The sequence below is a fragment of the Prochlorococcus marinus str. MIT 9107 genome (assembly GCF_000759855.1).
GTDB classification, from domain to species: domain Bacteria; phylum Cyanobacteriota; class Cyanobacteriia; order PCC-6307; family Cyanobiaceae; genus Prochlorococcus_A; species Prochlorococcus_A marinus_N.
In genome coordinates this window covers 1-21,889 of the sequence record NZ_JNAI01000005.1, presented here as the reverse complement: position 1 = coordinate 21,889, position 21,889 = coordinate 1, and the positions used below count along the sequence as shown (strand labels likewise).

Annotated in this window: 20 protein-coding genes; 5 read left to right on the top strand and 15 right to left on the bottom strand. The window is 34.4% G+C overall.

All coding sequences use genetic code 11. The features are described from left to right. The 13 genes from EU92_RS06055 to rpsT form a co-directional block, all read right to left on the bottom strand. Nucleotides 1–1,194 (bottom strand): aldo/keto reductase, encoded by a 1,194-nt coding sequence (locus EU92_RS06055; RefSeq protein WP_032513264.1) that lies wholly within the window; start codon nt 1,192–1,194, stop codon nt 1–3. Nucleotides 1,195–1,204: 10 nt separating this feature from the next. Next, on the bottom strand, nt 1,205–1,564 hold the full coding sequence (locus EU92_RS06060; protein WP_032513263.1) for a ferredoxin: 360 nt from the start codon (nt 1,562–1,564) through the stop codon (nt 1,205–1,207). A gap of 9 nt (nt 1,565–1,573) precedes the next feature. Beyond that, the gene (locus tag EU92_RS06065; RefSeq protein ID WP_032513262.1) at nt 1,574–1,966 is read right to left on the bottom strand and encodes a DUF1257 domain-containing protein; all 393 of its coding nucleotides are present in this window, start codon (nt 1,964–1,966) and stop codon (nt 1,574–1,576) included. After that, entirely contained in the window at nt 1,953–2,168 is a 216-nt protein-coding gene (locus EU92_RS06070; RefSeq protein ID WP_032513261.1) for a DUF2997 domain-containing protein, read from the bottom strand. Before EU92_RS06070 ends, EU92_RS06065 begins: the two co-directional genes overlap by 14 nt. A gap of 146 nt (nt 2,169–2,314) precedes the next feature. Next, nucleotides 2,315–3,082, bottom strand: coding sequence for a HEAT repeat domain-containing protein (locus tag EU92_RS06075; RefSeq protein ID WP_032513260.1), 768 nt, complete (start codon nt 3,080–3,082; stop codon nt 2,315–2,317). 18 nt (nt 3,083–3,100) lie between these two features. Next, nucleotides 3,101–3,226, bottom strand: a complete 126-nt coding sequence (locus EU92_RS10260) for a hypothetical protein (RefSeq protein ID WP_275040516.1) — start codon at nt 3,224–3,226, stop codon at nt 3,101–3,103. Nucleotides 3,227–3,298: 72 nt separating this feature from the next. Next, nucleotides 3,299–4,342, bottom strand: coding sequence for a 23S rRNA (adenine(2503)-C(2))-methyltransferase RlmN (gene rlmN, locus EU92_RS06080; RefSeq protein ID WP_032513259.1), 1,044 nt, complete (start codon nt 4,340–4,342; stop codon nt 3,299–3,301). 29 nt (nt 4,343–4,371) lie between these two features. After that, nucleotides 4,372–4,524: a high light inducible protein gene (locus EU92_RS10175; protein ID WP_032513258.1), complete on the bottom strand. Its 153-nt coding sequence runs from the start codon at nt 4,522–4,524 to the stop codon at nt 4,372–4,374. Nucleotides 4,525–4,578: 54 nt separating this feature from the next. Beyond that, a complete protein-coding gene (locus EU92_RS06090; RefSeq protein WP_032513257.1) occupies nt 4,579–8,679 on the bottom strand; it encodes a DNA-directed RNA polymerase subunit beta' in 4,101 nt (1,366 codons plus the stop codon). A gap of 34 nt (nt 8,680–8,713) precedes the next feature. Next, the gene (locus EU92_RS06095) at nt 8,714–10,618 is read right to left on the bottom strand and encodes a DNA-directed RNA polymerase subunit gamma (RefSeq protein WP_032523366.1); all 1,905 of its coding nucleotides are present in this window, start codon (nt 10,616–10,618) and stop codon (nt 8,714–8,716) included. 39 nt (nt 10,619–10,657) lie between these two features. Next, on the bottom strand, nt 10,658–13,951 hold the full coding sequence (gene rpoB, locus EU92_RS06100; RefSeq protein WP_032513255.1) for a DNA-directed RNA polymerase subunit beta: 3,294 nt from the start codon (nt 13,949–13,951) through the stop codon (nt 10,658–10,660). Nucleotides 13,952–14,190: 239 nt separating this feature from the next. After that, complete coding sequence (locus EU92_RS06105) at nt 14,191–14,979, bottom strand: TatD family hydrolase (RefSeq protein ID WP_032513254.1); 789 nt, start codon at nt 14,977–14,979, stop codon at nt 14,191–14,193. 17 nt (nt 14,980–14,996) lie between these two features. Next, complete coding sequence (gene rpsT, locus EU92_RS06110; RefSeq protein ID WP_032513253.1) at nt 14,997–15,290, bottom strand: 30S ribosomal protein S20; 294 nt, start codon at nt 15,288–15,290, stop codon at nt 14,997–14,999. A 122-nt stretch (nt 15,291–15,412) separates the two neighbouring features. Between rpsT and hisD the strand changes: the two genes are divergently transcribed. Continuing rightward, complete coding sequence (gene hisD / locus EU92_RS06115; RefSeq protein ID WP_032513252.1) at nt 15,413–16,699, top strand: histidinol dehydrogenase; 1,287 nt, start codon at nt 15,413–15,415, stop codon at nt 16,697–16,699. Here hisD and rpiA read toward each other — a convergent pair. Together rpiA and EU92_RS06125 are read right to left on the bottom strand one after the other, a co-directional pair. Further along, complete coding sequence (rpiA, locus tag EU92_RS06120; protein ID WP_342665546.1) at nt 16,696–17,409, bottom strand: ribose-5-phosphate isomerase RpiA; 714 nt, start codon at nt 17,407–17,409, stop codon at nt 16,696–16,698. The genes hisD and rpiA overlap by 4 nt on opposite strands. A gap of 43 nt (nt 17,410–17,452) precedes the next feature. Further along, nucleotides 17,453–18,583, bottom strand: coding sequence for a trypsin-like peptidase domain-containing protein (locus EU92_RS06125; protein ID WP_032513251.1), 1,131 nt, complete (start codon nt 18,581–18,583; stop codon nt 17,453–17,455). A gap of 156 nt (nt 18,584–18,739) precedes the next feature. Between EU92_RS06125 and rimP the strand changes: the two genes are divergently transcribed. The 4 genes from rimP to EU92_RS0108865 form a co-directional block, all read left to right on the top strand. Further along, nucleotides 18,740–19,207, top strand: a complete 468-nt coding sequence (gene rimP, locus EU92_RS0108875; protein ID WP_032513250.1) for a ribosome maturation factor RimP — start codon at nt 18,740–18,742, stop codon at nt 19,205–19,207. A gap of 35 nt (nt 19,208–19,242) precedes the next feature. Further along, entirely contained in the window at nt 19,243–20,646 is a 1,404-nt protein-coding gene (gene nusA, locus EU92_RS06130; protein WP_032513248.1) for a transcription termination factor NusA, read from the top strand. Further along, nucleotides 20,643–20,924: a YlxR family protein gene (locus EU92_RS0108870; protein ID WP_193741722.1), complete on the top strand. Its 282-nt coding sequence runs from the start codon at nt 20,643–20,645 to the stop codon at nt 20,922–20,924. Before nusA ends, EU92_RS0108870 begins: the two co-directional genes overlap by 4 nt. 47 nt (nt 20,925–20,971) lie before the next feature. After that, nucleotides 20,972–21,889, top strand: a 918-nt coding sequence (locus EU92_RS0108865) for a translation initiation factor IF-2 N-terminal domain-containing protein (protein WP_032523532.1), incomplete at its 3' end; no start/stop codon positions are given.

Sequence of the window (21,889 nt, the reverse complement as noted above, 5' to 3'; positions counted from 1 at the left end):
TTAATTCTTTGACAATCTTTGGATTACAGTTTCTCCAAACTTTTCTTTTAAAATTCTCATTTTTTTTATAACTTTTTGTGGATTTATATGGTTTTCTAAAACTTTCAATAATTGCCCTTCAGAAACTTCAACATCTAGTAAATTAGCATTACATCCCGGGAACCAATGACTTCCATTACCGAGCAATTGATATCTCGATCTTGCGAATCCCTCCATATCTAACCAATCAATTAAATTTGAAAGCCAAAGCAAAACGGGAATATTAATATTGCCAGGAGTATATTCCCAAGTCGGTAAATTTCTATTCCAATTTTGATGCCACTCTAAACCTAAAGTATTTATTGATTCCTGCCTTAATCTGTTTATTATCTTTGGAATATAGTGCTCAGATTCTGATAATAAAGAAACCGCTTCTAAATGTAGATCAAAATCTGCCTCTTTTGAAATACCCACACTAAGAGTATGGACATTTTTATTCCTTAAACAAAAAAGATCATTAAAAACTATGGGATGAAGTGGACTAGAAAGTTCCAACATTTTTATTGAGGGAGTATGAAGATGTCCCCCTTTATCAGTAGGGCTTATTATAAAAACGCCAACATCATGCTTATTGGCTAAATTGATAACCCTTGTATTTTCTTGATTGATGAAATACCAGTGCAAATTCACATAATCAAATAAGTTTGTTGATATAGCCTTCTCTATGAGCAAAGATGTTCCATGGGTCGAAAATCCAATAGATCCAATTAAATTTACTTTTTGCAAACTCCTCAAAATATCAATACAACCTCCATCTCTAATAGCCTGATGCAAATGTTCATCTGTATTAATGCCATGTATTGCTAACAAATCAATTTTTTTAACTTTCAATTTTTCAATGCTTGTCATAACATCTCTTTCAAATATCTTTGGATCGCTATTTGGAGGAATCTTTGTTTGTATAATATTTGGGATTTTCTTAGTATTCTCAAAACACATCCCTAATTGGAACTCAGAAGTTCCATAGTACTTAGCAGTTTCTACATGATTTATGCCATATTTGCTTGCCAGATTTAATATATTTTCTACTTTATTTTGTTCTTCATTTGAAATATCAGCAAAATCTAATTGATCCCAACTTTTTTGGAATCTCATCCCACCTAAAGATAAAACAGGAATTTTCAGATTGGTTCTACCAAATCTACGATATTCCATCATTTCGATATTAATGCTTATTCGTTCTTGGTGGTTTTCCAAATGACTGAAACATTTCCCTATCAAGATTATTCTCTAAATCATCCAATTCATCAAAATCAACCCAATGAATGCAATCAACTGGGCATGTATCTATTGCTTCTTGAATAACATCAACACTATCTCCATCTTGTCTAATAGCTCTACTTCTACCATGAAAATCATCAACTATGAAGGTGTTTGAAGCAACGTGTACGCAATATTGACACCCAATACACTTAGCTTCATCAACCCATACAGCTTTTTCAGCTAATTGACCACCTAAGACAGGCTCCCAACCTGTAATATCAATGTTTTCTTCAACATTATTGAATGGATCGGTAAAATCCATACTCTAATATTAATAATCCCATTTAGTTAAAACCAATTCAATAGAGCCATCATTTTTGTTTTTTTGCTCGACAATTTGGTATCCATCCTCTTTTGTTTTGGAAATAATTGTTTGGTATGCATACATTTGAGTAACTTTAGAGATAAATCTTTCTACAGGAAGCTCAAATTTCCATAAATCAAGATCCGTAACTAGTTCATATGCATTTGAATTATTGTCCCATTTAAATCCAACTTTAGTATCACCAGGTAAATTCATGCTTATATCAACAGCTGTAAACTTACCCCTATAGCCTTTAACAAACTTTTCTTCTTGATTAATAATATAACCTAGTTGATTTAAAGCCTTAATTAGTGGCTCTGCTTCTTTAAGCTGTGTTTTAATCGTACTAAAATGTGACATTAGATTCGCTGTTAAATTGTTTTAAATTTTCATTTTGGTTAGAGATGAAAGCATCAGATGTTTTATTCTTAACTGTTACTTCACCTAGAGCATCTTCAAGATTACTTGTAGCTTCATTGCATGAATTGCCAGTGAATCCTTCAACAGTTTCTTCAACTCTTCCGTCTTGATGAATTTTGAATCTCAATGTTCTTTGAGGCATTAAATTCAAGTACTAAGTACTTATACTTTATACAGAATAACGAAAATTTTTTGTTTCAGTTGGAACAAGTTAATTAATTTTAATTTTTATATTGAATATCTGATAAATTAATTCTTTTCAGCAAAATTCTGGTAAAAACAAAAAATTTAATTATAAAAACCTTGCATCCCCATTGAATCCAAAGCAGTTTTTGCTTCTTCCATAACTGAGGGTTCCTTATCGAAAAGGGCTATCTTAGTGCATTCATCAATGAAACTTTCTTGAAATGAATTGTTTAATTTTTGGTACAGTCTACATAATGACCAAATACAATTACTTCTAACGCCCGATTCATTATCTATCTTTAAACTTACTAAAAGTTGTTCTGCTGCTAATTGAGCGTTTTTCAAAGAAACATTTCCAATTTCAGCTAAAGAACTAGATGACCATAACCTTACTGCAGCCACATCATTCTTCAAAGCATTTATTAATGGCTCTAAAACAATTTGGTTATCATAATTGGCTAAACTCCATGCAGTCGCTCTTCTGACATAAGCATTATCATCAGTCTCCAAAAGATTTACAAGTTTCTGGACTGCAGTAGGACATGGATTGCGACCTAAAGCATATACCGCACTCATTCTTTCAACAGGACAAGGTTGATCAAGTAATGGTAACAAAAGGGGGAATGATCTTTGATCTCTATATTCACAAAATATTCTTAATCCTTGTATTCGCTCTTCTCTGTTACCTTTAAGCATTTTTAAGGCTTCATTACATTCTTGCGTTACATTTAGACCTTTTGAAAAGACATCCTCATCAATTTGTTCTAAAGGGTCTATTTCAAGCTCTAAAGCTAATTCTCTAGCTAAAACATCAGGATCAACAGCTATTTCAGCTAAGCTTTCTCTATTAGGATCCTTATTTACTGTCATTTCAAAAAATAAAAAAAATTAATTAATTGGAGCAGGTGACATCATATCTCCCGGCAACCAAATCCTTGCGCTAACTGCGAAGAAAGCAAACCCAAAAAGTGCAACGATAGCGAAAGGTAAAATTTTTGTTTTAATAAAACCCAAAGATTAAATATGAATTAAGTCAATAATAACGTGTTTAAGATACTTTTAAAAAATTATTTCTAGATAAAATTATTAATTTCTTGCATTTTGTCTTAACTGACCACATGCTGCATTTTTATCCATTCCTCTACTTTTTCGGAAGCTAACAGCGATACCGTTATTAAAAAGTCTTGATTGAAATAATTGAAGATTTTTTAAAGAGGTTCGTTTAAATTCAACCTCATCAATTTGGTTGTACTGTATTAAATTTACGTGGCATTGAAAACCTTTTAGCAAATGACTCAATTCATTGGCGTGATCTAATTTATCATTAATCCCACTTAGCATTAAGTATTCAAAACTTACTCTGCGCCCAGTATCTCTTACAAATCCCTTACAGTCTTCAATTATATTTTTAATATCATAGTTTTTTGCACTTGGTATTATCATTTCTCTTATTTTTTGATTTGAAGCATGAAGGCTTATTGCTAATGTAAATTGACACTTGCCCAAAAGTTGGAAAGACTTTGCTGATAATTTATTTATCATTTTTGGGACAGCAACAGTACTTACAGTTATCTTTCTCTGACTAATCTGAAAATCCTGATTTATAGATCTAATTGACAAAAGCAAGTCATCAATGTTCAATAAGGGCTCGCCCATACCCATGAAAACAATATTAGTGACTTTTCTATTCATTTCATTTTCAATAAATAAAATTTGATCTAATATTTCACTTGCTTTTAAAGATCTCTTCAACCCCTCCTTCCCAGTAGCACAGAATTTACAGTCCATAGGACATCCAACTTGACTAGAAAGACATGCAGTAAGTCTTTTTTCAGTTGGTATGCCGACGCACTCAATACTTTCATTGTCGCCTGTCGACAGTAACAACTTCAAAGTACCATCATTAGCCAAGTTTTTTTCTTGAACACTAAGTTCGCTTACTTTAAAGCCATCATTCTTTAACTTTCGCCTAAAATCTAGAGGTAAAACTTCTATTTGTTCAATATTTTTCTTCTTATTTCTATAGTTATAAATCCAATTATAAATTTGGCGTCCTCTAAAAGCAGCCTGACCGTAATCTAAAGCTACATTCTCTAACTCTTTAATACTACTTCCAAGAAGGCTCTTCAAATTATTTAGTCTTTATTTCAAAACTATTCTCACCATAACAGCAAACCATGATTCAAAAAGAATTCTATAAGAATAAGCGCAATAAAGCCTATCATAGCAATTCTTCCATTAAGTCTTTCATTATACAAATGGAATCCATAACGAGGCAATTTTCTTTTGGGGACAATCTCTGGTTTAATCATGACTTACAAACTAAAGAAATCATTCTAGTGACTAAAAAAGATAATGGATAATATTTATTCATCAGACAGAAGTCCCTCTTCTTGTAATCCCTCTAATGCCGCAGGATCTGGAAGTTGATCTTCAGAAAATTGATTTTCAGCACTAGGTCTTGCAAAGGCAGCAAAATTACTGGAAGAGGGATCGATTCCATGTCGATTTCGAGTAGTCTCCAAATCTTCATCACTAGGATCATCAAGTATTGCAGTAGAGCTTAGGGCAGGTGATTGTGGCATATCAACTGTATAATCTGGTCTTAAGTTCTGAGCTCTTCTATATCCACCAGATTCTTCAGCAAGGATATCAGGATGTGGGCCAGCCTCAGAGGCTAATTCCTCTACAAATCCGCTAAACCCGGTACCTGCAGGTATTAGTCTTCCGATAATAACATTTTCTTTTAAACCTCTTAACCAATCTGATTTACCTTCGATTGCGGCTTCTGTTAGAACCCTAGTAGTTTCTTGGAATGAAGCTGCTGAAATAAAGCTATCAGTATTAAGGGAGGCTTTTGTTATACCCAACAAAACTGGAGTAAATTCAGCAGGAGCTCCTCCTGTAATTGCCATTGCTTGATTTGTATCTTCTACTTGCCTCAATTCTATAAGTTCCCCAGGTAATAAAGTGGTATCTCCTGCATCTTCTACACGGACTTTGCTCGTCATTTGTCTAACAATCACCTCAATATGCTTATCATCGATTGCGACACCCTGAGACTTATAGACATTTTGAACTTCATTTACCAAACTTCTTTGTAGTTTGGATATAGATTCTCTAGCTGCATCTATTAGAGGTTTTTGATCTTTTAAATCCCCAAAGTAGCAATCTAATAATTCATGAGGGTTAATAGGACCATCAGTTAAAGTTTCGCCACCTTTAACTTGTTGTCCATCACTAACCATTATATTTTTTCCAATTAATAGTTGATATTCGTTAACTAAATCATCTTTTTCAATAACCGATAAAGAAACTGATTCTTCATCATTACCTTGTTTAATCTGCACAATTCCAGATTTTTTACATAAAATTGCAGAATCTCTGGGTCTCCTAGCTTCTAACAACTCTTCAATACGAGGCAATCCCTGAACAATATCCCCAGTTTTCTGCCTCTCAAAAACTAGTAAAGCTAGACCGTCTCCTCTTAGAACTAAATCTCCATCTTTAACGTGTAAAACCGAATCAGGAGAAACCATATAGGGCCTGCCAATTCTTAAGGTTACTGAACTATTAGAAATTTTCTCAATTTCTCCACAAGAAGTAGATTTCTCAGATTCACTAATAGGATCACCATCAACTATACGATCACCAATCTTAACGGTTGCTTTACTACTAATCTTAAGTTTAATTTTATCTTCTTCTCTTTCAACGATTAACCTTCTTATAGGCTCATCGTCAATAACATTTGGCAATTGAACCAACCCCTCTTCTTTGCAAAGAATTTGAGTCGTAGCTATTACATCTCCTGCTTTAACTACTTGATTATTTTTGACTTGCAATTCGGTATGTGTAGAACCATGACTGGAGTCCGAAATAGTATCTCTTCTTACAAGAATAGATTCTAAAATTACTAAGCTTAATCTTTTTATTGATTCATCATTTTCATCCTTAATAGACTCGACATCAATTGTCATTTGAGGAGTGGCATCAAAGCTTTCAATACTTAAATGTGTTCTAAGCAATTCAACTCCTTCAACTGATTTTATCAATTCACCATCTTTATAAGTTAGCCTTTGGATAGCTTTTAATCCTAAGTGTGGTCCTTTTTCCTGCTTAACATGAGATAATTCCGGTAACTCTGCCTGATCAGGTATGGTAAATTCTTCTACAGTTCTCAATAATAAGCCTCTACATTTGGGAGTTTCTAATTTCTGTACAAATAGAATTTCTTTATTATCAATACCATCCATAATCTTTTCGCCTGGATTTATTAAATTGCCTTCTTCTGTGAATCTATTCAAAACTTCTTCATCGTCACACTCATGAAAAGTTCCATTTCTCACAGTTATTTCACGAAGAATATCATTTTTCTGAGTAACGGTAACAATTCCAGATGTTTGACTAAATATATCTTTTACGACTTCTGTGCCTGCTTCAATCCATTTCATATCTTCAGTCATTAGAAGAGATATATCTTTATTTATTTCATGAGTTTCTTGGGGGATCCAAAGCAATGTTCCACCTTGGCTAACTTCAAAACCATTTTTGGATGATCTTGCTTTTTTAACACTTAATTCCGGTGAGTATTTAACTAAACCGCCAGTTTTTGTGCGAAACCTTTCATCTGTTAAATCTGCTATGACCTCGCCATTACTAATTTTACTCCCTGGAGAGGTATTTAAACGATAAGAAGTTCCATCACTTGATTCCAAATTATATATTTGGCCTGAGTGAGTAGATTCTTCAATGAATTTAAAATTACTTAAAGACATTGAAGTAGTAACGATCTGAACTTCCCTTGAATCTCCTATTGATTCTCTTAATCGAACTTGGCCGCCAAACTCACTTGATTGACTTGCTTCTGCTAAAACAGTGCCTTCATCTACAGACTTTCCAGATGAGACAACCGGCCTAGCATTAGGTGGCAAGTTATAAACATCTCCAGCTAAAACCCATAATCTTCCTAATCTTTGAGCTTTTAAAGTAATATTACCCTGCCTATCGGTGACCTCCTTAGGTTGAATAACCTTGTCGTACGTGACTTGACCCGCTAAATCACAGATAACATCCTTTGTTGCTTTTTCAACGCTCTTTTTCACGGTTCCAGCAATGATCTGAGCTACTGTTATGTCAGAATTGATTTCTTCACCATCATCAACAAATAAAAGTGATCCACTCGAGACTTCAATTTTTTGAGCTTTATTAGAACTATTTCCTTTAGGAACTATTTTTAATATGAAATCAACCTCTGCTTGTTTTGCTTCTACGCCATGTGGAGTTCTATAACCTCTAACCTTAGCTTTTGAACTGAATTCAACTTTCCCAGAAATCTTTGATCTTACAACTCCACTTTCAGCAGTTGATACACCTCCAGTATGAAAAGTTCTCATTGTTAATTGAGTACCTGGTTCTCCAATAGATTGAGCAGCAATGATTCCTACTGCTTCACCCAAGTCAACCAGATGATTATGAGCCAATGCCCATCCGTAACATCTTCTACAAACCGATCTATTAGCTTCACATGTTAATGGAGATCTTATTTTTATCTTTTTAATAGATGCTCTTTCAATTTTTTCTGACAATGAAGGATCAATTGCAGTATTTTGATTAATAATTAGATTGTTCTCAAGATCTAAAATATCCTCCGCGGCAAGTCTTCCAAGAAGCCTTGCTCCGAATTTACCATCTTCAGCTTCAACAACAATTGAGCGTTCTGTCCCACAATCTTCCTCCCTCACAATTACATCTTGAGCTACATCAACTAATCTTCGAGTCAAATAGCCAGAATCAGCAGTTCTTAGGGCAGTATCCACCAGCCCCTTCCTTGCTCCATAAGAAGAAATCACATATTCAGTAACAGTAAGACCTTCTCTAAAGTTTGTTCTTATTGGTAGATCAATTATTTCTCCTTGAGGATTAGCCATCAATCCTCTCATACCAACAAGTTGTCTTACCTGAGACATATTACCCCTTGCTCCTGAATTAGCCATCATCCAAACAGAATTCAGAGGATCATTTTCATTGAAATTATTTTTCACAGCGTCTACCAATCTCTCATTAGTTTCAGTCCAGGTATCAATAACTTTTGTGTGTCTCTCAACTTCTGTAATTTCACCAAGTCTATAACATTCTTCTGTAGCAGAAATTTGCTCTTCAGCTTGTCCTATCAAACCTTGTTTAGCTTCAGGAACTTTTAAGTCATCTACTGAAATAGAAACAGCAGCTTGGGTAGCATATTTAAATCCTAAGTCCTTTAAATTATCTGCCATGGCTGCAGTTATAGCAGTGCCATGCGTTTTATAAGCCCAAGAAACTAAATTTTTTAAAGCTTTCTTATCAACTACTTTATTCTTAAATGATGGGGGTGTTTTGGCTAAAGCGGGCATTACCACTGAATTATTTTTTTTTGAGTTTTTAGTAGTTTTACGTACTCTAGAAGTTTTTTTAGGTTTAGATGATGACATGATTTTTAAATGAATGAAAAATAGTTTTTAAAGATTACGTTGCAGATACAGAATCAATGATAGTAAAGTTCATCACTACTCTCCCTACAGTGGTCAAAACAAATCTACTTATTAAATTATTCTGAGAGTCAAATCTGTCTCTTCTGAAATTCCACATTTCTAATTTTGAGCCATCTTCTAGCTCCTCAGTCTTTTGTGGGCTACTCATTTCATCTTCATCTTCAACTTCGCCATTAAATCTAACCCAAACCCATTCATGTAAACTGAGTCTTTTATCTTCAAAAGCAAAAATGACATCTTCTAGTGAAGCAAAAGTAGTATTGTTATCCCCAAAATCAGGTTTTTGATAATTGGGTTGCAAAGCAGTCAAATAATAAGATCCCAAAACCATGTCTTGTGATGGGGTAACAATTGGTTCCCCAGTTGCAGGAGAAAGAATATTATTACTCGCCAACATAAGCATGCGTGCTTCAGTTTGTGCCTCTAATGCTAGAGGAACATGAACTGCCATTTGATCTCCATCAAAATCAGCATTAAATGCAGGACAAACTAAAGGATGAAGTTGTATTGCTCTACCTCCAACTAATTTTGGTTCGAAAGCTTGAATGCCTAAACGATGCAGTGTAGGAGCTCTATTCAAAAGGATTGGGTGGCCTTCAATAACCTCCTGAAGTACCTGCATCACTTCATCATCAGCTTTTTGTATTAATTTTTTTGCAGCTTTAATATTATTCACAATATTTTGGCGTATTAATCTATGAATTACAAAAGGTTGGAAGAGCTCAATGGCCATTTCTTTTGGGAGGCCACACTGATGCATCTTTAATTTTGGGCCAACAACAATTACAGATCTTCCTGAATAGTCAACACGCTTACCGAGAAGATTCTGTCTAAATCTTCCTTGTTTTCCTTCAATAATGTCACTGAGGGATTTAAGAGCTCTATTATTAGCTCCAACGACTGTCCTCCCCCTTCTACCATTATCTATAAGAGCATCAACTGCCTCCTGAAGCATTCTTTTTTCATTTCTTACGATTATTTCTGGAGCTAAAATTTCTTGAAGTCTGGCTAATCTATTATTTCTATTTATAACTCTTCTATATAGATCGTTTAAATCAGAAGTTGCGAATCTTCCCCCATCAAGCTGAACCATAGGTCTAAGATCTGGGGGTATAACGGGAATTGCATCTAAGACCATCCACTCTGGTTTTGCATTAGTTGCAATGAAATTATCAATGACTCTTATCCTTTTTATCAGTTTTGCCCTTTTCTGCCCCTTACTATTTGTAATTTCTTCTCTGAGCTCCTCAGCAACCTGATTTAAGTCAAGGTCCTCAAGTAATTGCTTCAAGGCCTCAGCACCAATACCTACAAAAGGTTCATTTTCAATTGTTGAATCTTCAGCATAGATTTCATCTTCAATTTCCAGCCATTCATCCTCAGTAAGTAATTGCTTATATTTGAGCTCTTTATGATCACCTGGATCTAAAACAACATAACAATTAAAGTAAACTATTTGTTCTACATCTCTAAGAGGAATATCCAAAAGAATTGCAACGTAACTAGGAATTCCTTTCAAATACCAAACATGGGAAACTGGCGCAGCTAGTTTTATATAGCCCATTCTATGTCTTCTAACTCTACTCTCAGTTACTTCAACACCACATCTCTCACAAACAATACCTCGATGCCTAACTCTTTTATACTTACCACAATGGCATTCCCAATCTTTGGAGGGCCCAAAAATTTTTTCACAAAACAATCCATCCATTTCTGGCTTAAGTGTCCTGTAATTAATAGTTTCAGGTTTTGTAACTTCACCCACCACTTGTCCATTGGGTAATGTCCTCTGTCCCCAATCCATTATTCTTTGTGGAGAAGCTATTGAAATTTTGACGTAATCAAAGTGATTTTCAGTTCTTAAGTTGCTGTTTGTCATTTTTGGGAAATTGAAATTAAAAAATTTTTAATTGAGTATTTAATCTTCCTCATATTCAGAGGTTCCTAATGACTCGTAAGTGGGCCTCGATGGAGTATTCCTTCTCGGATTTACATCTTGCATTAAATCCACCTCTTTTCCTTCATCTGTATAAACTCCAATATCTAGACCCAGTGATTGTAATTCTCTCATAAGAACTTTAAAAGACTCAGGAGTACCTGGCCTAGGGATTGGTTTGCCTTTTACAATTGCATTTAGAGCTTCATTTCTTCCTTGCATATCATCAGATTTAACTGTTAATAGTTCTTGAAGAGTATAGGCTGCTCCATAAGCCTCAAGAGCCCATACTTCCATCTCTCCAAGCCTTTGTCCACCCTGCTGAGCTTTACCCCCCAATGGTTGTTGGGTAACCAAAGAGTATGGCCCCGTAGACCTAGCATGAATTTTGTCATCCACCAAATGAACTAACTTAAGGAAGTGAGAATATCCAACTGCAACTGGTTGATCGAAGGGTTCCCCTGTTCTGCCATCTTTTAGTAATAACTTTCCTGGATCTTTAGGGTTGTAAACCCATGATTTACCTGGCTGTTTTGAAGCCTCCTCTAAAAAAGCTTGAACAGTCTGATGTGATTTTTCAGCTCCATACATTTCATCAAATGGGACAACTTTAACCCTGCAATTCAAGTTGGAGGCAGCCCAGCCCATCAACAATTCAAAAACTTGACCTACGTTCATCCTACTTGGGACCCCAAGAGGATTAAGCACTATATCTACAGGGGTTCCATCTGGCAAATATGGCATATCTTCTCTAGGTAAAATTCTGCTAATAATTCCTTTATTACCATGCCTTCCAGCCATTTTATCACCTACTTGGATTTTTCTTCTCTGGGCCACATAAACTCTAACAACCATATTTGCCCCAGGAGGCAACTCATCACCTTGTTCTCTAGTGTAAATGCGAACATCTAAGACTCTTCCCTTTTCAGTTTTAGGAACCCGCAGTGAGTTGTCTCTTACATCTCGTGCCTTTTCGCCGAAAATAGCTCTCAAAAGTTTTTCTTCAGGAGGTTGGTCTGATTCCCCTTTAGGAGTAACTTTTCCTACAAGAATATCTCCACTTCCGACAAAAGCTCCAATCCTAATTATTCCCATTTCATCAAGATTATTTAAACTTTCTTCGGAGATATTTGGGATCTCTCTAGTAATTTCTTCAGGTCCTAACTTAGTTTGTCTTGCCTCAATTTCATATTTTTCAATATGCACTGATGTATATAAGTCATCAGTTACCATTCTCTCGCTTACAAGAATTGCATCTTCGTAGTTGTAGCCCTCCCATGGCATATATGCAATTAAGACATTCTGTCCAAGTGCTATTTCCCCTCCCTCACAAGCTGAACCATCTGCTAAAACTTGCCCGGATATGACTTGATCTCCAATTTTTACTATGGGTCTTTGGTTCAAGCAGGTATCTTGATTTGATCTTTGATATTTTTGAAGATAATGAAAATGTTCATTACCATCTTCATCTTTAACAACAATCTCATTAGCATCTACATAAGATACAGTTCCATTTACTTTCGTTATGGGAACCATCCCCGAGTCTCTGGCGACTTGAGATTCTAACCCTGTCCCAACTAAAGGACGTTCTGGCCTGAGCAATGGAACTGCTTGACGTTGCATATTCGATCCCATCAGAGCTCTATTTGCATCATCGTGTTCCAAAAAAGGAATTAGTGAAGTAGCAACCGAAATTACTTGAACGGGGGAAAGCTGAACGTAATCAACTTGATGAGGAGGAACTTTTTCGAAATCTTGTCTGTATCTTACTGGTATAAGATCTGCTAGTATATTTCCGTCCTTATCAGTTGCGACATCTCCTGGAGCCACCCTACACTCATCCTCTAAATCAGCAGAAAGGTAAACCGGATTACCTTCTTTATTAACTTTGCCATTACTTACTTCCCAAAAAGGAGTTTCAATAAAACCATACTCATTTACTCTTGCATGGGTAGCTAAAGAGTTTATAAGTCCTGCATTGGGACCTTCAGGAGTCTCAATAGGACATAACCTTCCATAATGTGAAGGATGAATATCTCTTACTGCAAAGCCTGCTCTCTCTCGTGTTAATCCACCTGGACCTAAAGCGGAAATTCTTCTCTTATGAGTTAATTCAGCCAGAGGATTAGTTTGATCCATAAATTGACTTAGTTGACTTGAGCCAAAGAATTCCTTAATAGCAGCAACCAGAGGTTTAGGATTAACTAGTTGGGCTGGGGTAAGAGAATCAGTTTCTCCAACAGTCATTCTTTCCTTAATAATCCTCTCTAAACGGTTAAGTCCAACCCTGACTTGATTTTGAAGAAGTTCACCTACAGACCTAACTCTTCGGTTACCAAGATGGTCAATATCGTCCAAACTTGCACCACCAATATCTAATTCTAAGTTAATAAGATAATCAATAGTAGAAAGAACATCTTCATGGGTAAGTGTTCTCACATCATCTGGTACAGTAAGCCTTAATTTTTTATTTATTTTATACCTACCAACCCGTCCTAAATCATATCTTTTGGCATCAAAAAATCTACTGTGTAATAACTGTTGTCCTCCAGAAACAGAAGGTGGTTCACCCGGACGTAATTTCTTGTATAGCTCAAGTAAAGCCTGATCTTCTGAATTTATACCTTCATCATTTGCTGACTCAATTGAGCTTTGATAAAATTCAGGATGCCTTAGTTTATCGATAACATCATTATCAGAGAGGCCCATCGCTCTCATCAGGACATGAGCATTTATTTTTCTTGTTTTATCAACTCTTACATAAAGTAAATTATTTTTGTCAGTCTCGAATTTTAACCATGCTCCTCTATTAGGAATAACGCTCGCATTGTAAGTTCTGCGACCATTTTTATCTTGTTCATCCTTGAAATATACTCCGGGACTTCGAACTATTTGATTAACAATTACTCTTTCAGCACCATTAATAATGAAAGTTCCTCTTTCGGTCATTAATGGCAACTCACCAATAAATACCTCTTGTTCTTTAATTTCGCCTGTCTCTTTATTAATTAATCTGCAAGTTACGTACATTTGAGAGGCGAACGTTGCATCTCTTCTTTTTGCTTCCTCAACATCATGCCTAGGTCTTTTTAACCTATACTCTTCGCCAATAAAATGTAATTCTAATTTACCGGTGTAATCAGAAATGGGTGAAAAGTTTTGTAATTCCTCTATTAGACCCTTCTCTAAAAACCATTTAAAGCTTGCTCTTTGTACTTCAACCAAATCTGGTAGATAAGTAGATGTTTTTGCTACCTGTAAAGCGCTACTGCTCATCCAAGAAAACCTGCGATTATGTTTGATTTACTATTTACCTTAAATCTACTCAATATTTTATTGTTTAACTTTTCTGTTTAATTGAAATCGATAATTAAATCTCGATTTCAACAAATTAATCAATTTAATAATTTTTAAAAATTGAAATCAAGGTTACAAAACCATTGACTGAGAAAGTTAAAACTAAAAATTAAGAAAATTTCCAGTAATTCCTTATATTAGCAGCTGCCGTGTCAAAACTACAAGTCAAATTTAAACAAATCTTCAGCATTCTTTGATGACTCTTTAGCAATTGTTGTTAATTCAGTAGATCTTAAATCCGCCATAAAATTGGCAACATTTTCAACAAATGCAGGTTCGTTTCTTTTACCCCTATAGGGAACAGGAGCTAAAAAAGGTGAGTCAGTTTCAATTAAGTATTTATCATTAGGGACTATCTTGGCGCACTCATGAATTTCATGTGCTTTTGGAAAGGTCACTATTCCACTAAAACTAATATAAAAACCAAGATCTAAGAATTGGTTCATTTCTTTTGGAGTTCCCGTCCAACAATGAAGTACCCCTTTAGGGCATTTCCCTTTTCTAAAAAGGTCATTACATATCTCGAGCATTTCTTTTGCTGCATCTCTGCAATGGATAATTACGGGCAATTCGAGTTCAAAAGCTAACTCCATTTGAGGAATAAGAGCTTCAATTTGCTGAGTTTTATTTTCACTTTTAAACAAATCTAGACCTAATTCCCCAATAGCGACAACTCTTCTATCTTCTTGAGCTGAACTTCTTAAAAGAGATTTAGAATCAATTTCCCATTTTTTTGCTTCTAAAGGATGCAAACCTACCGAATAATAAATTTCATTAAATTCATGGGATATCTTTTTTAACTTAGGTATTTCTGTTAATTCACAACAAGCATGAACTAATTTTTTGACACCTCTTGAACGCAATCTTAAAACGACATCTTCAAGATCTTTTTCAAAATTTTCAAATATTAAATGACAGTGGGAGTCTATGAGTTCAATATCGCTCATAATTATAATTTGGCTTTTTACTTTATACTGAGAGTATTTTTTACAAATTTGTTGATATTTGATTTTTTATTCGCACCATTATTCTTATGAAGAACATTTTTTTTAACTGCTTTATCAATTAAACTAAAAGCTTTATTAAGACTTGTTTTCACTAAATTTTTATTATCTTCATTAGGTTCTTGTTTATATTTTTCACAATTTTCCAAGGTTTTTTTCGTTAAAGTTCTAACTGTAGATTTATATGATTTATTAATTAAACGATTTCTTTCGGCAATTTGTATTCTCTTTTTTGCTGATTTGTTATTGGCCACTGAGGGTATATAAATAGAAGATTATTATCATAACAAATAAATCGACAACTAATCAATCATATATAATTTTGATAGGTTAATAACTTGGGTCCTGAACCCTTACTATTTGAAAAATTAAGAAAATGAATATCATAGATAATAAAAAAGACGCTATCCAAGAATTAAAAAGGATTTCTGCTCGAACTAATTCAGACAACAACAACAAGATAAATGCAACTGTCGAAAAAATTCTTCAAGAGGTAAAAAATTATGGAGATATAGCAGTGAAGAAATATACCAAAAAGTTTGATGGTTTCAGCCCTGAACCTATGCAAGTTAGTTCAGATGAATTAAAAGATGCCTGGGATGGAATAGATGAAAATTTAAAGCAGTCACTTAAGGTGGCCCATAAAAGAATTAAAAAATTCCATGAAAAAGAAATTCCATCATCTTTTACTTTAAAAGGTAAACATGGTGATACAGTCCAAAGAAGATGGAGACCGGTTAAAAATGCAGGTATTTATATCCCTGGAGGTAGAGCTGCTTATCCAAGCACTGTTTTAATGAATGCAATACCTGCAACAGTAGCAGGAGTAGAAGAAATTATAATGGTATCTCCTGGAAATAAAGAAGGAGAAATAAATAAAACTGTTTTAGCTGCAGCTCACTTATCAGGTGTCAATCAAGTTTTTAGAATTGGAGGAGCTCAAGCAATTGGTGCTTTAGCATTTGGCACAAATCAAATCAATAAAGTTGATGTTATTACAGGTCCAGGGAATATCTATGTAACTACAGCTAAAAAACTAATTTATGGCTCTACAGGAATTGATTCTTTAGCTGGTCCAAGTGAAATATTAATTATTGCAGATGAAACAGCTAAAAGCACCCATATAGCATCTGATCTTCTGGCACAAGCGGAACATGATCCTTTGGCATCTTCAATACTTCTCACTACATCAGAGAAACAGGCAAAAGAAGTTTTAGGTGAAATTTATAAAAAATTAGATGATCATCCAAGAAAAGAAATTTGCATGCAATCAATAAAAAATTGGGGATTAATTGTTATTTGCGAGAATTATGAATCATGTATCGAATTAAGCAATAACTTTGCTCCAGAACACTTAGAAATTTTAGCCTTAAATTCAAAAAAGATTCTTGAAGGTATAGAAAATGCTGGAGCAATATTTTTAGGGAAATGGACCCCTGAAGCTGTGGGAGATTATCTTGCGGGACCAAATCATACTTTACCTACATCAGGAAATTCTAGATTTAGCGGTTCATTAGGAGTTGAAACTTTTATGAAAAACACTTCAATAATAGAATTTAATGAAGAAAGTCTCAAAGTCAACAGTCTAGATATTATTAATCTTGCTAAAAGTGAGGGCTTACATAGTCACGCTAACTCAGTACAAATAAGATTCGAAGATTAGCCAACTTTTGAAAGGGAGTAAACAACTGGGATACCTTTTTCAATTTTACCAACCAATACTTTAGCTGTAAGGTCAACGAATAATCCGTTTTCTAATACTCCTGGAATATTATTAATACTCATTTCAACGTCTTTTGGATTCTTAATACCATCATCAAACAATACATCTAGAATTAGGTTGCCCTGATCAGTAACAACTGGGCCAGCTTTTTTAGTAGCCATTCTTAAAATAGAACTGCCGTTCATTTCTGAAATAACTTCCTGCACTTGCTTCCAAGCATTTGGAAGGACTTCTACAGGTAAAGGAAAAGATTGATTTAAGTTTTGCACGAGTTTAGTTTCGTCAACAACAATCAATAATTGATTAGCCTTAGATGCCACTAACTTTTCTCTAACATGGCAAGCTCCTCCTCCTTTTATTAATTGGAACCCCGGATCAACCTCATCTGCTCCATCAATAGCTAAATCAATTTGAGAAACAGAAGCTAAATCGATAAGGGGGATGCCGAGTTCAAGCGCTAAAACTTCTGATTGAAAGGATGTTGCAACACCTCTTATATTTTGAAGTTCTCCAGAGCGAATTTCATCAGCAAGGCTTTTTATCATAAGCGCGGCTGTAGATCCAGATCCTAATCCGAGAATCATGTCACTCTTTACTTCCTTAATTGCTGAATCAGCAACTATTTGTTTCATTTGACTTTGTGAATCCAAAATTTTTTTTTGATTTATAGAATATTAAATTTCAATGGGTGATTTATGTCAAACCTGGGAGAGGTTCTGGTTTGATATTTATCTGTATCTCTTTATTATCTCTTAAAACATTTAAAAGAAATACTTTGCCTATCTGAGCTTTTTCTACTTCATCTAGCAAAGCTTTAGGTTCTTCTATAGAAATATTTTCAGCTGCTATTACTAAATCACCTCTTCTTAAACCAGCTTTTTCTGCAGGACTATTAGGTATAACTGATTGAATTAATGCTCCATTTCTTTCAGGTAATTGAACTAGTGAATTGGGGTCTTTATTATGTTCTTTAGCAATTCTAGGATTCAAAGAAATCAATTGGACCCCCAAATATGGATGAATAACTTCGCCGTTTTGAAGAAGCTGATCAGAAACACTTTTAGCTAGATTGATAGGTATTGCAAAACCCAGACCTGCTCCAGGGCCACTTCTTACTAATGTATTTATTCCTATTACTTCACCATTTGAATTAATAAGTGGTCCTCCAGAATTTCCTGGATTTATTGCCGCATCAGTCTGAATAAGATCAAGTCTTTTATCTGAAAAACCTAGACTATTTATATCCCTATGTAGGCTACTTACAATCCCTAAAGTAACTGTTTTTTCTAGACCATAGGGAGTCCCAAGCGCTATTGCCCAATCTCCAACTTCAAGATCTTCAGAATTCCCAAGTGGAGCAAAACCAGAATAATTAGAGTCCTCAATTTTTATTAAAGCTAGGTCAGTTACTACATCTGTTCCCAAAACTTGACCATCACAAACAGTTCCATTTGCCAAAGTTACTGAAACATCATCGACTTTTTCTACTACATGAGCATTGGTAAGAACCAAACCATTCTCATTAATAATTACTCCAGAACCTTGACCTCTCTCTCTTTCAGGTGTATTTCCTTGCTCCCCAAGCAAATCCCTCAATAAAGGATCTAGTAAAGTGGGATCAAATTGTTGCCTCTCTACCAATCTTTCAGTATCAATTTTCACAACTGCAGGGCCAACATTTTTCACTGCAGATGATACAAAATTGTGGCTTTCTTGAGAAGTCAAAGCTAAAATTTCAGCTTTTTGGGAGAAATTAACTAAACAAAAACAAACAATAATAAATATTTGGATTAAATTAGTAAATTTAATCTTTAGAAATTTCATTAATATTTAATAGTTTTTGATTTATTCAATAAATCTAATTGAAGAAAAATATTATTGTTGTTTTTTTGTTTACATCCATAAAATACAAATTTTTGAATATTTAATAGAAAAAACTTTTTTATATGTGAAAATTATTTTAAATAAATATAAATAAATTTGAATAAAAAAAACAAAATTAAACTAGAAATTCTATTAAAAAAAGTTGCCAATATATGGGATTTCCAAATCTGCAGTTTAATTATAAAAACTAATCAAAAGCCAATTGTGATAGAGATCATTATAAAAAAAACTAATGGTGATGATATTTCACTTGATGATTGTGCTCTATTTAATGCCCCAGCTTCTGAAGAAATAGAGAATTCAAATCTTTTAAATTGTTCATATGTGTTAGAAATTAGTAGTCAAGGGGTCAGTGATGAATTAACCTCAGAAAGAGACTTCAAAACTTTTAAGGGTTTTCCAGTTAATGTTGAGTTAAACCAGAAGAATTCAAAAATAAAATTTCTGAATGGTTTACTTTATGAAAAGTCTAAAGATTATTTAGCCATTAACATAAAAGGTAAAATTAAAAAAATCCCTTTTGATGAAGTATTAAAGATTAGTCTTTGTACATTAAAAGATTAATTATTTTCAACCATTATTCAATTTTCCCATCATAGATGGCATTAGTTATTCTCCCAGGTTTAAACAATCTTATTGAAGACATTAGTGAGGAAAAAAAGTTGCCTCCTAATATCGTCGAAGCAGCCTTACGCGAAGCTTTATTGAAAGGATACGAAAAATATAGGAAAACTTTTTACATTGGAGTTAAAGAAGATCCATTTGATGAAGAATATTTTAGTAATTTTGATGTTGGACTAGACTTAGATGACGAGGGTTACAGGATATTATCAAGTAAAATAATAGTTGAAGAAGTTGAAAGCGAAGACCATCAAATATCCCTAGCAGAAGTTAAACAAGTCGCTGATGATGCTCAAATAGGTGACACAGTTGTATTAGATGTTACTCCAGAAAAAGAGGATTTTGGGCGAATGGCTGCTTCAACAACAAAGCAAGTTTTAGCCCAAAAATTAAGAGATCAACAAAGAAAAATGATCCAGGAAGAATTTGCAGATTTGGAAGATCCTGTTTTAACTGCAAGAGTTATAAGATTTGAAAGACAATCAGTAATTATGGGAGTTAGTTCGGGTATTGGTAGACCTGAAGTAGAAGCAGAACTTCCTAAGAGAGATCAACTACCAAATGATAATTACAGAGCAAATGCAACTTTCAAAGTATTTCTGAAAGAAGTTAGCGAAATAGCCAGAAAAGGACCACAACTTTTTGTAAGTAGAGCAAATGCTGGTTTAGTAGTTTATTTATTTGAAAATGAAGTACCAGAGATTCAAGAAGGGACAGTAAAAATAGTTGCTGTATCAAGAGAAGCAAACCCTCCTTCAAGAGCCGTTGGGCCAAGGACAAAAGTAGCTGTTGATAGTGTCGAACAAGAAGTGGACCCTGTAGGTGCCTGTATTGGAGCTAGAGGAGCAAGAATTCAACAAGTAGTAAATGAATTAAGAGGAGAAAAAATTGATGTTATTAAATGGTCATCTGATCCAATACAGTACATTTTAAACTCTTTAAGTCCTGCGAAAGTCGATCTAGTAAGACTAGTTGACCCAGAAGGGCAACATGCACATGTACTAGTTCCTCCCGATCAATTGAGTCTCGCAATTGGTAGAGAAGGTCAAAATGTAAGACTTGCGGCAAGATTAACAGGTTGGAAGATTGATGTTAAAAACTCACACGAATACGATCAGGAAGCAGAAGATGCTGCAGTCTCTGAATTAATCATTCAAAGGGAAGATGAAGAGAATCTCCAGAGAGAAGCTGAGATAAGATTAGAAGCAGAACAAGCTGAGCGTGCTGCAGAAGATGCACGATTAAGAGAGCTTTATCCCCTCCCTGAAGATGATCAAGAATATGGAGAAGAACAATACGAAGGAGAAGCCTTCTCAGATAATGATCAACTAGAGACAGTCCAAGATAATGAAATATCTGCAAAAGAGGAGAAGAAACGGTGATACAACAAACCCCTGTTATGCGTATATGCATTTCATGTAGGAAAACGTATGACAGGGAAAATCTTTTAAAGATTACCAAAGATCATAAGCAAGGCATAATGTTTCAAAAGGGAATGGGGCGATCAGCTTACATTTGCAAGTCAAAAAAATGTTACTCAGATTCCAAGATTAAAAAAAAGCTTCAAAAAGCTTTAAACACATTTTTAGAACCTGAGATTATTGATATTCTTGAAAAAGAAATTACAAGCTACAATGGCTATCCCAATAAGGGAATATAATTAAATTAAAATCTCTTTAATTTTTAAAAGAGTACAAATCAGATTAAATGACTATCAGCGATAAAATCAGAATTTACGAACTTTCCAGAGACTTAAATCTGGAAAATAAAGATATATTGGATGCTGCACAAAAACTTTCAATTTCAGTAAAAAGCCATAGCAGCTCTATTAGTGCAGAGGATGCAAAGAAAATAAAAAATCTCATTAATAAGAAGAATCCAGATAAAAAAATACTGTCCATTAATAAACCTTCAATTAAAAAAGATAGTTTCAAACAAAACAGAGAAGATAAATCTCCTGTCGTCTCTTCTTTGAAAGGCGAACCTCTCAAAGACAATTCAAACAAAAAGCCATTGTTGATAAAACCTCTTAATAAGCCAGACAATACAAAAATAATTCAAAATCAACCTAAAAATCCAAAGAAACCCAATATTAATAGTATTTCACAATCTCAAGCAAATCTTACAAATCAAAATTTAAAAAGTATATCTTCCAAAAATTTAAACCAAGATAAAAAAACTTTCCGAAACAACATAAACCCACCTATCAAAAGCCCAGCAAAACCCCCTATTCAACTGATTGCAAAGCCAAAAAATATTAATAATAATGTTAAGTCTAATGAATCTCCCAAGCATATCTACAATCCAGGGGACAAAAGACAACTATCAAACAAACCTGATCAAAATACGAACAAGCCTAAAACAAAAAATTTCAATAATAGATCAAATACCCCTGAGCTCGTAGGAGCTCCGATAAGAAGAGAAGATCCTAGAAAGCAAAGTAATAATAAGCAAAATATTTCTTATAAACAAACTTCCCCCAACAGACCTGGTGCTCCTAATAGACCTGGCATACCTAATAGGCCGGGATTAAGAAATATGCCATCAGATCAAGGCAGACCTGGCTCATTTAATAGGCAAGTTAATCCCAATAGAGCTGGTGCTTCCAGCAGGCCTGGCATCCCC

Bases quoted from the DNA above. Each gene is read 5' to 3' on its own strand.
- EU92_RS10175 (WP_032513258.1), bottom strand. From the start codon at position 4,524: ATGATTAAACCAGAGATTGTCCCCAAAAGAAAATTGCCTCGTTATGGA.
- EU92_RS06095 (WP_032523366.1), bottom strand. From the start codon at position 10,618: ATGACAAACAGCAACTTAAGAACTGAAAATCACTTTGATTACGTCAAA.
- EU92_RS06060 (WP_032513263.1), bottom strand. From the start codon at position 1,564: ATGGATTTTACCGATCCATTCAATAATGTTGAAGAAAACATTGATATT.
- EU92_RS06090 (WP_032513257.1), bottom strand. From the start codon at position 8,679: ATGTCATCATCTAAACCTAAAAAAACTTCTAGAGTACGTAAAACTACT.
- EU92_RS06125 (WP_032513251.1), bottom strand. From the start codon at position 18,583: ATGAAATTTCTAAAGATTAAATTTACTAATTTAATCCAAATATTTATT.
- EU92_RS06075 (WP_032513260.1), bottom strand. From the start codon at position 3,082: ATGACAGTAAATAAGGATCCTAATAGAGAAAGCTTAGCTGAAATAGCT.
- nusA (WP_032513248.1), top strand. From the start codon at position 19,243: ATGGCATTAGTTATTCTCCCAGGTTTAAACAATCTTATTGAAGACATT.
- hisD (WP_032513252.1), top strand. From the start codon at position 15,413: ATGAATATCATAGATAATAAAAAAGACGCTATCCAAGAATTAAAAAGG.
- EU92_RS06065 (WP_032513262.1), bottom strand. From the start codon at position 1,966: ATGTCACATTTTAGTACGATTAAAACACAGCTTAAAGAAGCAGAGCCA.
- EU92_RS06055 (WP_032513264.1), bottom strand. From the start codon at position 1,194: ATGGAATATCGTAGATTTGGTAGAACCAATCTGAAAATTCCTGTTTTA.
- EU92_RS06070 (WP_032513261.1), bottom strand. From the start codon at position 2,168: ATGCCTCAAAGAACATTGAGATTCAAAATTCATCAAGACGGAAGAGTT.
- EU92_RS06105 (WP_032513254.1), bottom strand. From the start codon at position 14,979: ATGAGCGATATTGAACTCATAGACTCCCACTGTCATTTAATATTTGAA.
- rpoB (WP_032513255.1), bottom strand. From the start codon at position 13,951: ATGAGCAGTAGCGCTTTACAGGTAGCAAAAACATCTACTTATCTACCA.